Here is a 13346-nt window from a genome sequence, read left to right on the forward strand (position 1 = left end):
CTAATGCGAGTTAGTTGGTGGTTCCTTCGTTCATGGGGATCCGGACGCCGCGTTCCTTGGCGACGTCGACGGCGCGGTCATAGCCGGCGTCGACATGCCGGATGACGCCCATGCCGGGATCGTTGGTGAGGAGCCGCTCCAGTTTCTGCGCGGCGAGGTCGGTGCCGTCAGCGACGGAGACCTGGCCGGCGTGGATGGAGCGGCCGATGCCCACTCCCCCGCCGTGGTGGATCGAGACCCACGTGGCGCCGGAGGAGGTGTTGATCAGCGCGTTGAGCAGCGGCCAGTCGGCGATGGCGTCGGAGCCGTCGGCCATGGCTTCGGTCTCGCGGTACGGGGAGGCGACGGAGCCGGAGTCGAGGTGGTCGCGGCCAATGACGATCGGGGCCTTGACCTTGCCCTCCTTGACGAGCTGATTGAAGAGCAGCCCGGCCTTGGCGCGTTCGCCGTAGCCCAGCCAGCAAATACGGGCCGGCAGACCTTCGAACTCGACGCGCTCACCGGCGGCGTCGATCCAGCGGTGCAGGTGCTTGTTGTCCGGGAAGAGTTCCTTGATGGCCTTGTCCGTGACGGCGATGTCCTCGGGGTCGCCGGAGAGGGCAACCCAGCGGAACGGGCCGAGGCCCTCGCAGAACAGCGGGCGGATGTAGGCCGGGACGAAGCCGGGAAACTCGAACGCGCGGCTGTAGCCGCCCTTGCGGGCCTCGTCGCGGATGGAGTTGCCGTAGTCGAACACCTCGGCGCCGGCATCCTGGAATTCGACCATGGCCTGGACGTGCTTGGCCATCGACGCCTGGGCCTTCTTGGTGAAGCCTTCCGGATCGGCCTCGGCCTCGCGGTGCCATTCGTCCACGGAAATGCCCTCCGGCAGGTAGCTCAGGGGGTCGTGGGCGGAGGTCTGGTCGGTGACGATGTCGATGGTCAGCTCGCCGGCCTTGTGGCGGCGAAGCAGTTCCGGGAAGACCTCGGCGGCATTGCCCACGTAGCCCACCGACCAGCCGCGGCGCTCTTCCTTGGCCGCCAGGACCTTGGCGATCGCGGCGTCGAGGTCCGTTTCCACCTCATCGAGGTAGCGCTTGCCGGCGCGGCGGCGCAGGCGGGTCTCGTCGACGTCGATAATCAGGCAGGCTCCCTCGTTGAGGGTGACGGCGAGGGGCTGGGCGCCGCCCATGCCGCCGCAGCCGCCGGTCAGGGTCAGGGTGCCGGCGAGCGTGCCGTTGCTGTCCCCGGTGAGCTTGCGGGCGATCGCCGCGAAGGTCTCGAACGTGCCCTGCAGGATGCCCTGGGTGCCGATGTAGATCCAGGAGCCGGCCGTCATCTGGCCGTACATCATCAGGCCCTCGGCCTCGAGCCGGCGGAATTCGGGCCACGTGGCCCAGTCGCCGACGAGGTTGGAGTTGGCCAGCAGCACCCGCGGGGCCCATTCGTTGGTGCGGAAGACGCCCACCGGCTTGCCCGACTGGACCAGCAGGGTCTCGTCCTTGTCCATGGTTTCCAGGGTGCGGGTGATGGCGTCGAACGCAGCCCAGGAACGCACGGCCCGGCCGGTGCCGCCGTAGACCACCAGGTCATCCGGGCGTTCGGCAACCTCAGGGTCGAGGTTGTTCATGAGCATGCGCAGGGGTGCCTCGGTCTGCCAGGACTTGGCGGTGAGCTCGGTGCCGCGGGCTGCTTTGACCGGGCGGGCACCGGTGGTGAAATCGGCGGGTGCCATGGTGGCTCCTTCGTATAGCGGGAATGTTGCTGCGTTGCAGGAATGTTGTGTGGTGCAGGAATTCTGTGGTGTTGCTGAGTCAGCATTTTGAGCGGAAGTGCTTCTGTATCAACTAAAGCCCCTCTAGACCGGGTGAGACAGGGGTTTCCAGGTGGTGCTGTCTGGTATCCCAGACCCAACTGGGTAGCATTTCAGGGCGTTCCCAGCGCTGGGAACGCCCTGTGCTGCTACCCAGCTGGGCTGGTGCTGGGCGCAGCCTATTTCGCCGGGCGGCCGTGGATGCGCACCGAGAGCTCGTCGGCGACCTTTTGGACCCGGGCGGCGAGCACCGGCCACTGATCCTCCGGCAGCTTGTCTTCCAAGAACGTGACGGCGACTGCCGCCGTCGGCCATCCAAGGTGATCCGTGACAGCGGCGGCGATTGAACCAAAGCCCGGGGTCACTTCCCCGTGTTCCGTGGCGTAGCCACGCTGCCGCACCTGGTCCAGGTGTGATGACAGTGCCGAGTACTTCATGATGGCGCCCTCCACCTCGTGCCGGGCAGAGAAGGCGGCGGCGTTCGGATAGAGCGCCCGGACCTGTGACTTTGGCAGCGCGGCAAGGATGGCCCGGCCGCTGGCGGTGAGGTGGCTGGGCAGCCGGACACCGACGTCGGTCACCAGGGATGGCCGGTTCTTGGCGCGCTCCTCCACGATGTAGAGCACATCCCGGCCGTGCAGGACCGCCAGGTGTGCGCTTTCGCCTAGGACATCAACGAGGGATGCCAGCATGGGCCGCCCCAGCCTGGACAGCGGTTCCTGCCGCGAGTACGCGGAACTGAGCTCGAAGGCGCTGATGCCGAGGCCGTAGCGCTGCTCCTCGTGCAGGTGCAGGACGAAGCCGTTCGCCTCCATGACGCCCAGGAGGTGGTAGACACTTGAGCGGGGCAGCCCCAGTGCCGTGGCAATGTTCGACGCCGCCATCGGCCCGCGCTTGGAAGCCAACAGTTTGAGAATCCGCAAGGTATTTTCGGCGGCTGGAACCTTAGCCTTGACCGCTGAGTCCGGCCGCGCCGCTGATTCCGGCCGTTTTGCCGCCGTGGCGGCCGTCGTGCCTGCCATGTGCCCTCCAGGCCTCGTTTGTTTGGCTGACTGCCCGTTGTTTGACTGTCCGTTCGGGATTCTGCCTCTTCGGGTTTTCGCCGAAAGGTGTCCGGTATCCCGTACTTAAGCTTGCGCCTGATCCACTCCCCGAAGCCCTCCTCCAGCAGCACGACTGTCTGGAATACCGGACATTTCCTTTGCCAGCCCCCATCATCCCGCTTTCCCGCGCACGGAGGTAGCGTTTGTCCATGGAATTTCCGCTGAAGGGCAAGGTGGCTCTGGTGGCCGGTGCCACACGAGGGGCAGGTCGCGGCACGGCTGTGGCGCTGGGTGAGGCCGGGGCAGTGGCCTACTGCACCGGCCGCACCACTAAGCGCCAGACGTCCGACTACCGTCGCCCGGAAACCATCGATGAAACGGCAGCCATGGTGAGCGCGGCCGGCGGGACCGGCATCGCCGTGGCGGTGGACCATCTCAACGCCACTGAGGTGGAAGCGCTGGTCCGCCGCATCGACGGCGAGCACGGCCGGCTGGACATCCTGGTGAATGATATTTGGGGCGGCGAGAAGCTCATCCAGTGGAACACGCCCCTGTGGGAACACGACCTTCACGGTGGTTTGCGGATGCTGCACGGCGCCGTCGACACGCATCTGGTCACGAGCCACTACGCGCTGCCGCTGCTCATCCGGCGGCCGGGAGGACTGGTGGTGGAAATGACGGACGGAACGCGCGACTACAACGCGGCGCATTACCGGCTCTCCGCGTTTTACGACCTTGCCAAATCCGCCGTCCTGCGGCTCGCCTTCAGCCAGGCCGAGGAGCTGAGGCCGTTCGGGTGCACGGCTGTGGCGCTAACGCCGGGGTGGATGCGCTCGGAAATGATGCTCGAAAACTATGGCGTGACCGAAGCCAAGTGGCGCGATGCCGCCGCGACCAATCCGCACTTCGCCGCCATCTCGGAAAGCCCGCGCTTTGTGGGCCGGGCTGTCGCCGCCCTCGCCGCCGATCCCGACGTCCACCGACGGACCGGCGGCTCGTTCTCCTCCGGCGGCCTGGCGCAGGAGTACGGCTTCACCGACGTCGACGGCTCCAGGCCCGACTGCTGGCGCTACCTGGCGGAGGTCCTGGACGCCGGATTGCCCGCCGACGCAACGGGCTACCGCTGAGGCGCTCGTTTAGGCCGCTGCACGGCCTGCCTCCGGCACGTCGCCGGGAGAAGCGGCCGTTTCGCGCGTGCCTGTGTCAAGGCACGCGAGTATGGCCAGTATCCGTGGTGGCCAGTGTGGGGGTTCCCAGTCGGGTTGTTCGCTGGGGTAATGCCTGCCGGTGGGTGAGGTCCAGCCGGGTGGGTCGTTGGCGCTGGCAGCGGTGGGTGTCCAGGTAGAGCCGTGTTTGAGCCGGTGATGTTTAGGGCATGGTTGGCCGAGGTTGCTGATCCCGGTGGGTCCGCCGCGTGCCCAGGCCAGGAGGTGGTCGGCGTCGTTGTCCAGGGAGTGGTTGTTGCAGGCCGGGAACGAGCACTTGGCGTCCCGGAGCCTCAACCATTGGCGCAGCGGCTTCGGGATCCGGTAGCTGGTTCGTCCGATTTCCAGGGGCACGCCGTCACGGGGGTCGGTGAGCACCCTGCGGAATGAGGATGCCCCGTCGGCGACGAGCGCACGGGCCATGGAGGGCGGGATCGGCCCGTAGCCGTCGAGCATGGCCGTTTCCTCGGTCAGGCCGAGCAGGGACAGCGCCGGCACCGTGATCAGGACCTGCGCCGCGGGCGAGGGCACACCGCTGGCCGACCGGGAACCGGCGGGACCTTCGTCACCGGCGCCGTTGTCGGCTGCTGCGGTGCCGGCCGGCGTGTGTTCGAGGCCTGCGGTGAGGAGCCAGGTCGCGGCGACGTCGGCGCGGAGCTGGGTGAGGGTCCTGGCCTCGCCCGGTCCCTGCATGGCCCGGGCTGCGGCGGTGCTGCGGTCCCAGATCCCCGCAGCCTGGTCCGCGGGCAGGTAGGCCGAGAACCAGGCCATGCCATCCTGATCCGGACAATATTCCACCCGCCGGTCCGCCGCGCTGCGGGCGTGGCGTTTTTCGATGCTGACCGGGTGGTGCCGCTCCCGCCAGGTGCGGACCTTCGCCCGGAACCGGCACGGGACGAGGTCGCCAGCTTGCATGCCCCGCGCCGCGTTCGGAGCGGCGGGGTCGAGGAAATGCGCCGCCAACGCTGCCGCCCCGGCGGGGTCAAGATTCACGGTCTCCTCCACCATGATCCGGGCGTGCTGCCACGAAATGGTGCCGGCCCGGAGCGCGGACAGCGTCAGCGGCAGGTCCGTGGTCAGCACATGGGCCTCTGACAGCAGCGCACCCGCGGCGCGTTCGCTGATGGTCAGGACACCCGCCACTTCGGCGGTCACGGCCATGTCCCTGACGGTGCGGTCCTGCGGGGAAGCGGCCGGCGGCGTCATGGCTTTCTCAGCGTTGGCGTAGCCGGCGACGAGCTGCACCTTCAGGGCAGCGAGGCGGGCCTCCACTTTGGCCAGCTCGGCCAAACCGTCAAGGTGGGCGTCGGCCTGGTCCCGCAGCGGATCAGCCGCGCCCGACGCCTGGCCACCCGTCACGGGGACGTTTCCCGTGGCGAGATCAACGAAAGCAGCCAGTGCAGAAGTAGAGGCGTCGATGGCCTCCATCGTCTCCACAGCTGCACTGCTTTCCATACCCGAAGCATCTCACCGGCCACTGACATTCTTACCGCGCGGCGGTGGAGGGGGTCACAACTGTCCGTTCGCCCTAGATTCCCGTGCGGCGCACAGTCTGAAATCGAAGACACCAAGAGCCCGTGAGCCTCATCACAGACCTCCCGGACATGGTCTGCTGGATAGCGATCCCCCTCCCAATGACGAGAAGGTATTGGCATGCAACAAGCCCAAACAACAGCCGAAACGGCGGCGCCTGACAGCACCTCCACCGATGACGCCACCGCCGTCGGAAACGCCCGAAACGCCCGCAACGCTGTCGAAACAGCCGTCGAAACCGCCGTCGCGACCGTCCTGAACCGCGGCCTGAACGTCCGCCACATCCGCTTCATGGCGCTGGGCTCCGCCATCGGCACCGGCCTGTTCTACGGTTCGGCCTCGGCCATCCAAAAGGCCGGCCCCGCCGTGCTGTTCGCCTACATGATCGGCGGCGCCGCCGTGTTCATGGTGATGCGCGCCCTGGGGGAAATGGCCGTGCGGCACCCTGTCTCGGGATCGTTCGGGCAGTACGCCAGCCGCTACCTTGGCCCGCTGGCAGGCTTCGTGACCGGCTGGACCTACGTCTTCGAAATGGCGATCGTGGCCATCGCCGACGTCACCGCGTTCAGTATCTATATGGGCTTCTGGTTCCCATCCGTGGAGCGGTGGGTCTGGATCCTGGCCATCATCTTCCTCCTCGCGGCCCTGAACCTGCTGAGCGTAAAGGTCTTCGGCGAACTCGAATTCTGGTTCACGCTGGTGAAGGTTTCAGCCATTATCGCGATGATCGCGGGCGGCGCGGCCATCCTCGCATTCGGCTTCCAGAATGGCGACGCCTCGGCCGCCCCCGGCCTGGGCAACCTCGTGGAGCACGGCGGCCTTTTCCCCCACGGCTTCGAAGGGCTCCTGGCCTCGTTCGCCGTCGTGATGTTCGCCTTCGGCGGGATTGAAACCATCGGCATCACGGCCGGCGAGGCGGCCGACCCTAAGAAGGTGATCCCGAAGGCCGTCAACACAGTGCCGGTCCGGGTCCTGCTGTTCTATGTCCTCACCCTGGGCGTGCTCATGAGCCTTTTCCCGTGGAACGAGATCGGCAGCAGCGGCAGCCCGTTCGTCCAGATCTTCAGCGGCCTGGGCATTCCCGCCGCACCCCACATCCTCAACGCCGTGGTGATCACCGCCGCACTGTCTGCAATCAACAGCGACATCTTCGGCGCCGGGCGGATCCTCTTCGGCCTGGCCAAGCAGGGGCACGCACCGCAGAGCTTCGGGCGGGTTTCGCGGCATGGCGTGCCGTGGATGACCGTGGTGATGATGACCGGAATCCTGCTGGTGGGAGTGGTGCTGAACGCGGTCATCCCGGAGGACGTCTTCCTGCTCATCGCCTCCATCGCCACCTTCGCCACGGTCTGGGTGTGGGTCATGATTCTCGCCTCCCACGTGGCGATGAAACGCGAGATTGCACGCAAGGGCCTGCCGGCGTCGGAGTTCCCCTCGCCGTGGTGGCCAGCGGCATCCGTCCTCACCATCGGCTTCATGGGGCTGGTGATCGCCGTGCTTGGCTTCTTCGAGGACACGCGCGTGGCGCTCTATGTCGGGGCTGTGTGGCTGGGGCTGCTGGTGGCCGCCTACCGCCTCTGGGTCAAAGGCAGCGGACGACGCCGGGCCCACCTTGAGGATGAGACCTCACCGCTGCCGGTGGTCGCGAAAACTGAGTAGGATTCCCGCGAAAGTGCCGCGCCGCGCTGGAATTGGCAAAAACAAGTAGTAGAAATGGGACAAGACAGGTAGTTAATGGCTGTTACGCGAGTGCCTGATGTGATAAATGAGGTAGATGTTACTCGTGTGACGCATGTGATTCCTTCCTACAGTGGACTACACGGTGCCAGCCGGCTGGGGCATTGACCCCGGATGATGACCCGGACCCGCGCCGCCAGTGATTCGACGATTGGTCACACTGTGAAGGAGTGGTCCTCATGTTGGAAATCCAAGCCGGGGCACCGGCGCCAAATATTCAATCCGGGCGGTCACCCGGTCTCCTGGCCCAGACCCTGCAGCGGGCGCGCAGGGCCGCAATTCCATACAAGGTCGGCGATGTCCTGGTGGGCGACGATCCGTTCAATGGCCGGCGCGAAGGCACTGTGGTGGTCAAGAACGGCCGGTCAATCGGGATCCGGTCCTCGGACCGGGTGTACTTCTACGACTACCGGCAACTGAGGCGGCCGGACTAGGCGGGTCACCGCCAGTCCAGCCGACGACCAACAGGAGCCGATCCCATGTCCATCGCCAACCTCCCCACCTCCTACCTCACCATTGCCGAGGTCGCCGCGGCCCTGCGCCTGTCCAAAATGACCGTCTACCGGATGGTCCGGGCCGGAACGCTGGCTGCCGACCGCTTCGGCAAGTCCTACCGCGTGCCGGAGTCGGCTGTGGAGGAGTACATCCGGGCTTCTGGAAGCCCTGCCATGGAGGATCCACCAGGTCCACGGAGCTGAGCACATGCGGTGAGGCAATGACGGCCTGGGCCGGCGGCGGTTTGGCGCTCATCGGTGCTGGCTGGCTGCCGGCCGCCGGCGTTACCATCAGGCATGCTCCCGCTGCAGAATCTCCTGGCCTTTGCCTTGGTCTCCGCACTGCTGATCGCCGTCCCGGGCCCAAGCGTCCTGTTCGTTATCGGACGGTCGCTGGCCTTGGGGCGGCGCGGCGGTCTGCTCAGTGTCCTTGGCAATGCGGCCGGGGAACTGCTGCAGATCGCAGGGGTGGCCTTGGGACTCGGCGTGGTGCTGGCTGAGTCGGTGCTGCTGTTCACCGTGGTGAAGTTTGCCGGCGCGGCCTACCTCATCTATCTGGGAATCCAGGCGGTGCTGCACCGCCGTGGCGGTCCTGCGGGCGGCCCGGATCCGACCAGGCCCGCGACCACGCGGCGGATTCTGCGCGAAGGCTTCGTTGTCGGGGCCACGAACCCGAAGTCGGTGGTGTTCTTCGTGGCGGTCCTCCCCCAGTTCGTCGATCATTCAGCGGGCGATATTCCCCTTCAACTCGCCCTTCTGGGTGCCACGTTCCTGGCCATCGCACTGGTTTCGGACAGCGTCTGGGCACTCGCCGCCGGCACAGCGAGGCAGTGGTTCGCCCGCTCGCCCCGTCGGGTGGCGGCTGTGACGACTACCGGCGGGGTGATGATGATCGGGCTCGGGGGCACCCTTGCACTGACGGGTAGTAAGAGCTGATTGGTTTCGACAGGCTTCAACCACCGCGCTAGCGGGCGGACCAGCCCCCGTCCATCGTGTAGCTGGCCCCGGTGACCATTCCGGCGGCGTCGGAGGACAGCCACGCAACCAGCGAGGCCACCTCCTCGGGTTCCACCAGCCGTTTCACCGCGGACTCGGTAAGCATCACCTTCGCGAGCACCTCGGACTCCGGAATCCCATGGACACGTGCCTGGTCCGCGATTTGCTTCTCCACCAGCGGGGTGCGCACATAGCCGGGGTTGATGCAGTTGGACGTGACCCCGTGCTCGCCGCCCTCGAGCGCCGTCACCTTGCTCAGTCCCTCAAGACCGTGCTTCGCCGAGACATAGGCGCTTTTGAACGGCGAGGCCCGGAGGCCGTGCACCGACGACAGGTTGATGATGCGCCCAAATCCGTTGGCGTACATGTGCGGCAGCGCGGCCCGGATCAGCAGGAACGGTGCTTCGAGCATGAGCGCCAGGATCCGCCGGAACGCCACGGGATCGAAGTCCTCAATCGGGCTGATCTGTTGGATGCCGGCGTTGTTCACCAGGATGTCGCAGTCCAGGCTCAGCGCGGCCAGCGCCTCGACGTCCAGGAGGTCGACGGCCCAGGACGTCCCGCCCACCGCATCGGCGAGGGCCGCGGCGCCAAGTTCGTCGACGTCGGCCACCACCACCTTGGCTCCCCTGGCGGCCAGTTCCCGTACGCACGCCGCGCCGATGCCGCTGGCACCGCCGGTGACCAGGGCCTTGCGGCCGTTCAGGTTCTTCTCCACGCCCGGTCCTTGTGCGTCCACAGTCTGCTCCTCAAAGTGTCCACGTTGACACGTGCTGCACGCCTTTCACTCCAACGCGTGCGGCACTTCCGATTCACCCGAGTATTCCTGCAGAAGGAACGCGGTTCAATGACCAATCGGGCACTGGATTCGTGCAAAATTGCAGATATGGATGCCAACCCGGATGATCTGCTGGTGCTGCTCGCCGTCTCACGCTCGGCGAAGTTCACGACGGCGGCCCAGGTCCTGGGCCTGAACCACACCACCGTTTCGCGCCGGATTGCCGCACTGGAGAAGGCCTTGGGCGGCCGTGTCCTAGCCCGGGCGTCCGGGGGCTGGGAGCTGACCGAGCTCGGGGCCCAAGCCGTGCTGGTGGCAGAGCAGGTGGAGACCGCGGTGCGTGCGCTGGGACCGTCAGGCCGCGCGCCTGACCCGATTACCGGCGTCGTACGCATGACGGCGACCGATGGTTTCAGCGCGTACATCGCAGCCCCGGCGGTGGCCCGGCTGAGGAGGGATCACCCGGGGCTCAGCGTCGAGATTGTCACCGTCACGCGCCGGGCGCTCCAGCAGCGCTCGGGACTGGACATCGAGGTGGTGGTGGGCGAGCCGCAGGTGCACCGGGCCGAAGCGTTCCGGCTGGGCGAGTACGAGCTCGGGATGTACGCGTCCCGCCCGTACATCGAGGCCAATGGAATGCCTGACACAGTGGAGGACCTGACCGCTCATCCGCTCGTGTACTTCGTGGACTCGATGCTGCAGGTGGACGATCTTGATGCGCCACGGCGGCTGGTGCCTGCCATGCGCGACGGTGTGAGCTCCACCAACGTGTTCGTGCACGTCGAGGCCACCCGGGCCGGTGCCGGGGTGGGGTTCCTCCCCTGTTTCATGGCCGATCGGCATGAGGACCTGGTGCGACTGCTGCCCGGGAACATCGCCGAACGGCTGCCCTACTGGATGGTCCTGCGCCCCGACTCCATGCGCCGTCCGGCCGTCGCCGCCGTGGTGACCGCACTGCGCGAACAAACCACGGCGCACCGGGAGTGGCTCCTCGGGCAGGGTCGCGGCGGCTCAGCCGGGGGCGCGGATCAGCTGCTGGCTAAAGGCTGAGATCCGGTGCGGGCGGTGGGTCTTGGATCGACCGCAGTTCCTGGATCGGTTAGTGCAGCGTCCGTGCTGGGTTGGGCGTCTGCGCGCGGCACGGGGTCGTGGCGCACCTGGGCTCCGGCGGCGAAGGCCCGGACCTTGGCGTCGTTCCAAATGTGCGCCGGCACCGCCCCGCCCAGGAGCCGCCGCGCGAGCTGCGGATCGTCGTCGAACGGCTGGTCGCTGCCGGCCATCACCATATTGCCGTAGCGGCGCCCCTTCAGCATGGCGGGGTCAGCGATGATGAGGGTGTGCTCGAACGCGGCCGCGATGGTGGCGGCATCCTCCCGGGCATTCTTCAGCTCCGGACCATCGCCCGAATTCACTGCGTAAATGCCGCCCGGGGCGAGCACCCTGCGCACATGCCCGTTGAACTCGGCCGTGGTCAGCGGAAGGGGTGTCACCGCGCCGGCGAAGACGTCCCGGATGATGAAGTCACGGGTGTCCGGGGTGAGGGTTTCCGTCACAGCACGGGCCTCGCCGACACGCAGGCGCAGCAGCGGGGCCTTGGGCAGGTCGAACCAGCCGCGGACGTACTCGGCAAGCTTCCCGTCCAGTTCCACCACCACCTGCCGGGCGTCCGGATAGGCGGCATGAAAGTACCGGGCCAGCGAGCAGGCTCCGCCGCCCAGATGCAGGCCGCGCAGTCTGGGCTTGGTCTCAGGCGGCCAGCGGGATTCGATGAGCGCGGACATCCACCGCATGTACTCGAAGTCGAGGAACAGCGGATCGGCAAGGTCGATGTGCGAGCTCATCACGCCGTTGATGCGCAGGAGCCAGCCGGTGGAGTTGTCCTGGTCGGCAATCAGCTCGCAGTCGCCGGTGTCGATGTAGTAAACGCCCTCGGCGGGTCCGTCTGCCCGAACTCCGCCGGGACGGGCCTGCCTTGGATCTTCAAGCGCATCGGAGGCCGCTGCCGTGCCTCTTTTGCCGCCGGATTTGCTGCCGGATTTGGGTCCCGATTTCCCGCCTGACTTGGTGCGCCGTGCCATCAGTTCTCCGCCGCTTCCGTCATGCTTCAAGCCTAGTTGACAGCAGGGAGCGCTTGATCCCACTCCCCCGCCAGCCCGCTGAGCCCGCACGTTCGATCAGCGGGAGCTACCCCTCCGGCACAGGCGCCCCTTCGCCGTTGCGGATGCGCTGGACAATCGCCGTGGTGGAGCGCTCGGCCACGTAGTCGAGGATGGTCACCGTGCCTCCGTAGGCCTCCACGGCTTCCGTTTCGGCCAGCATCTCCGGCGTGTAGTCACCGCCCTTGGTATAGATTTCCGGCCGCAGCTGTTCAATCAGGGGAATCGGCGTCGGGGTATCGAAGACGGTGACGTAGTCCACGCAGCTCAGGGCGGCGATCACGGCGGCCCGGTCGGCCACGCTGTTGATGGGGCGGCCCGGTCCCTTGAGCTCGCGGACGGAGTCGTCACTGTTCAGCGCCACCACCAGGATGTCGCCCAGCTGCTTGGCCTGATTCAGGTAGCGCGTATGCCCTCGGTGAAGGACATCGAAGCAGCCGTTGGTCAGCACCACCCGCTGGCCGTCGCTGCGGTGGGCACGGATGTGCCGCTCCAGTTCGTCGGCAGTCAGGGCGGTGTCCGCGAAGCTTTCCAGGTACCGGCCCAGCTCGTCTGTGCCGCACACCGATGTCCCCGGATGGTGGACCACCACATCCGCGGCGGCCTGGGCCAGGTCCAGGCTGGCCGTCAGTGGCAGCGACGCGGCCCGCGCCAGGGTCAGCGCCGCCACGAAGGTGTCGCCAGCGCCGGAGGCCTGCTTCTCGGTGGCGGGCCGTGCCCAGGTCCGGTGCGGGTTCCCGGCGGCCGTGATGAGGACGGTGCCGTCCCGGTCCAGCGTGACCACGACGGCGCGTGCTCCCGTCGCCTGCAGCAACTCGCCGCCGTGCGCGGTCACCACATCTGCGCGCTCGGGCCCGCCGCCCAGCCGGAGGCCCAGCATCCCGGCCGCCTCCTGGGCGTTGGGCGTGACCAGGTCCGGTTCGAGTCCTGCCCATGGGCGGGGATCGTGCGCGTCCACCACCACAAGCGTTTCCTGGCCCCGTCCCGACAGCGATTCGATGAGCCGGCCGCGGACCGGTTCCGCGAGGACCCCTGTTCCGTAGTCGCAGATCACCACCGCGTCCTGGTGTCCGACGGCGGCAGGAACCGCCGTCTCGAACCTCGCCAGGGCGTCGCCCGGGACGGCTGCCGCGGAGTCGTCGAAGCGCAGGAGGACCTGGCCGCCGCTGCTGATGCGGATCTTGGTGGTGGTGACCATGTCCGGGTGCCCGGCGAGGAGGGTGGTGTCCACCCCGGCGGCGACCAGTTGGCGCCTAAGTTCCGCGCCGGCGTCGTCCTTTCCGATAATTCCGGCCACGCTGACGCGGGCGCCGAGGGCGGCCAGGTTCATGGCGGTGTTGGCGGCGCCGCCGGGGGCAAAGTCGCGCCGGGCGATGTCCACCACCGGAGCCGGGGCCTCGCGGCACATTCTGTCGATCGAGCCCGTCCACCAGCCGTCGAGCATAAAGTCGCCCACGACGGTGATGGCAGGCCCCTCCTGGGCCAGCCGCCGGGGAAGCCACGCGGCAAGGCCACGCTGTTCTGAAAGCACCGGTGCTGACGGCACTGATTCTGAAAGCATCGGTTCGAAATGCTGCGGGCCGGACAACTCCCGGCCGCCGTCGTCCCCCGG

At 67.3% G+C, this 13346-nt stretch carries 12 protein-coding genes; 6 read left to right on the plus strand and 6 right to left on the minus strand.

Features of this window, described 5'->3' with window-relative positions; translation table 11 throughout:
• Positions 1–10 precede the first annotated feature (10 nt).
• Together ACFRAU_RS00420 and ACFRAU_RS00425 are read right to left on the minus strand one after the other, a co-directional pair.
• On the minus strand, positions 11–1714 hold the full coding sequence (locus tag ACFRAU_RS00420; RefSeq protein WP_377993871.1) for a urocanate hydratase: 1704 nt from the start codon (positions 1712–1714) through the stop codon (positions 11–13).
• A 257-nt stretch (positions 1715–1971) separates the two neighbouring features.
• The gene (locus tag ACFRAU_RS00425; protein WP_377993872.1) at positions 1972–2814 is read right to left on the minus strand and encodes an IclR family transcriptional regulator; all 843 of its coding nucleotides are present in this window, start codon (positions 2812–2814) and stop codon (positions 1972–1974) included.
• Positions 2815–3044: 230 nt separating this feature from the next.
• Between ACFRAU_RS00425 and ACFRAU_RS00430 the strand changes: the two genes are divergently transcribed.
• Positions 3045–3962, plus strand: a complete 918-nt coding sequence (locus ACFRAU_RS00430) for an SDR family oxidoreductase (RefSeq protein WP_377998323.1) — start codon at positions 3045–3047, stop codon at positions 3960–3962.
• 9 nt (positions 3963–3971) lie between these two features.
• Here ACFRAU_RS00430 and ACFRAU_RS00435 read toward each other — a convergent pair whose 3' ends face one another.
• Positions 3972–5495: a DUF222 domain-containing protein gene (locus ACFRAU_RS00435; protein ID WP_377998325.1), complete on the minus strand. Its 1524-nt coding sequence runs from the start codon at positions 5493–5495 to the stop codon at positions 3972–3974.
• 198 nt (positions 5496–5693) lie between these two features.
• Between ACFRAU_RS00435 and ACFRAU_RS00440 the strand changes: the two genes are divergently transcribed.
• From ACFRAU_RS00440 to ACFRAU_RS00455, 4 genes are all read left to right on the plus strand, one after another.
• Complete coding sequence (locus ACFRAU_RS00440) at positions 5694–7232, plus strand: amino acid permease (RefSeq protein ID WP_377998326.1); 1539 nt, start codon at positions 5694–5696, stop codon at positions 7230–7232.
• Between the two features lie 257 nt (positions 7233–7489).
• Entirely contained in the window at positions 7490–7744 is a 255-nt protein-coding gene (locus tag ACFRAU_RS00445) for a hypothetical protein (protein WP_377998327.1), read from the plus strand.
• A 45-nt stretch (positions 7745–7789) separates the two neighbouring features.
• On the plus strand, positions 7790–8008 hold the full coding sequence (locus tag ACFRAU_RS00450; RefSeq protein WP_377998328.1) for a helix-turn-helix domain-containing protein: 219 nt from the start codon (positions 7790–7792) through the stop codon (positions 8006–8008).
• Positions 8009–8101: 93 nt separating this feature from the next.
• A complete protein-coding gene (locus ACFRAU_RS00455; RefSeq protein WP_377993878.1) occupies positions 8102–8740 on the plus strand; it encodes a LysE family translocator in 639 nt (212 codons plus the stop codon).
• A 28-nt stretch (positions 8741–8768) separates the two neighbouring features.
• Here ACFRAU_RS00455 and ACFRAU_RS00460 read toward each other — a convergent pair whose 3' ends face one another.
• Positions 8769–9518: a 3-hydroxybutyrate dehydrogenase gene (locus ACFRAU_RS00460; protein ID WP_377998570.1), complete on the minus strand. Its 750-nt coding sequence runs from the start codon at positions 9516–9518 to the stop codon at positions 8769–8771.
• A 168-nt stretch (positions 9519–9686) separates the two neighbouring features.
• On the opposite strand from ACFRAU_RS00460, the gene ACFRAU_RS00465 reads away from it, so the two are divergent.
• Positions 9687–10628 carry a LysR family transcriptional regulator gene (locus ACFRAU_RS00465; RefSeq protein WP_377998571.1) on the plus strand — a complete coding sequence of 314 codons (942 nt, stop codon included), beginning with the start codon at positions 9687–9689 and terminating at the stop codon, positions 10626–10628.
• Here the strand turns inward: ACFRAU_RS00465 and ACFRAU_RS00470 are convergent.
• Together ACFRAU_RS00470 and rfaE2 are read right to left on the minus strand one after the other, a co-directional pair.
• Complete coding sequence (locus ACFRAU_RS00470) at positions 10607–11656, minus strand: spermidine synthase (protein ID WP_377998330.1); 1050 nt, start codon at positions 11654–11656, stop codon at positions 10607–10609. The genes ACFRAU_RS00465 and ACFRAU_RS00470 overlap by 22 nt on opposite strands.
• Before the next feature lie 106 nt (positions 11657–11762).
• Complete coding sequence (gene rfaE2, locus ACFRAU_RS00475; RefSeq protein ID WP_377998572.1) at positions 11763–13295, minus strand: D-glycero-beta-D-manno-heptose 1-phosphate adenylyltransferase; 1533 nt, start codon at positions 13293–13295, stop codon at positions 11763–11765.
• Between the last annotated feature and the right edge of the window lie 51 nt (positions 13296–13346).

It is taken from the genome of Arthrobacter sp. NPDC056691, assembly GCF_042791415.1.
In the GTDB taxonomy this organism is placed as follows: domain Bacteria; phylum Actinomycetota; class Actinomycetes; order Actinomycetales; family Micrococcaceae; genus Arthrobacter.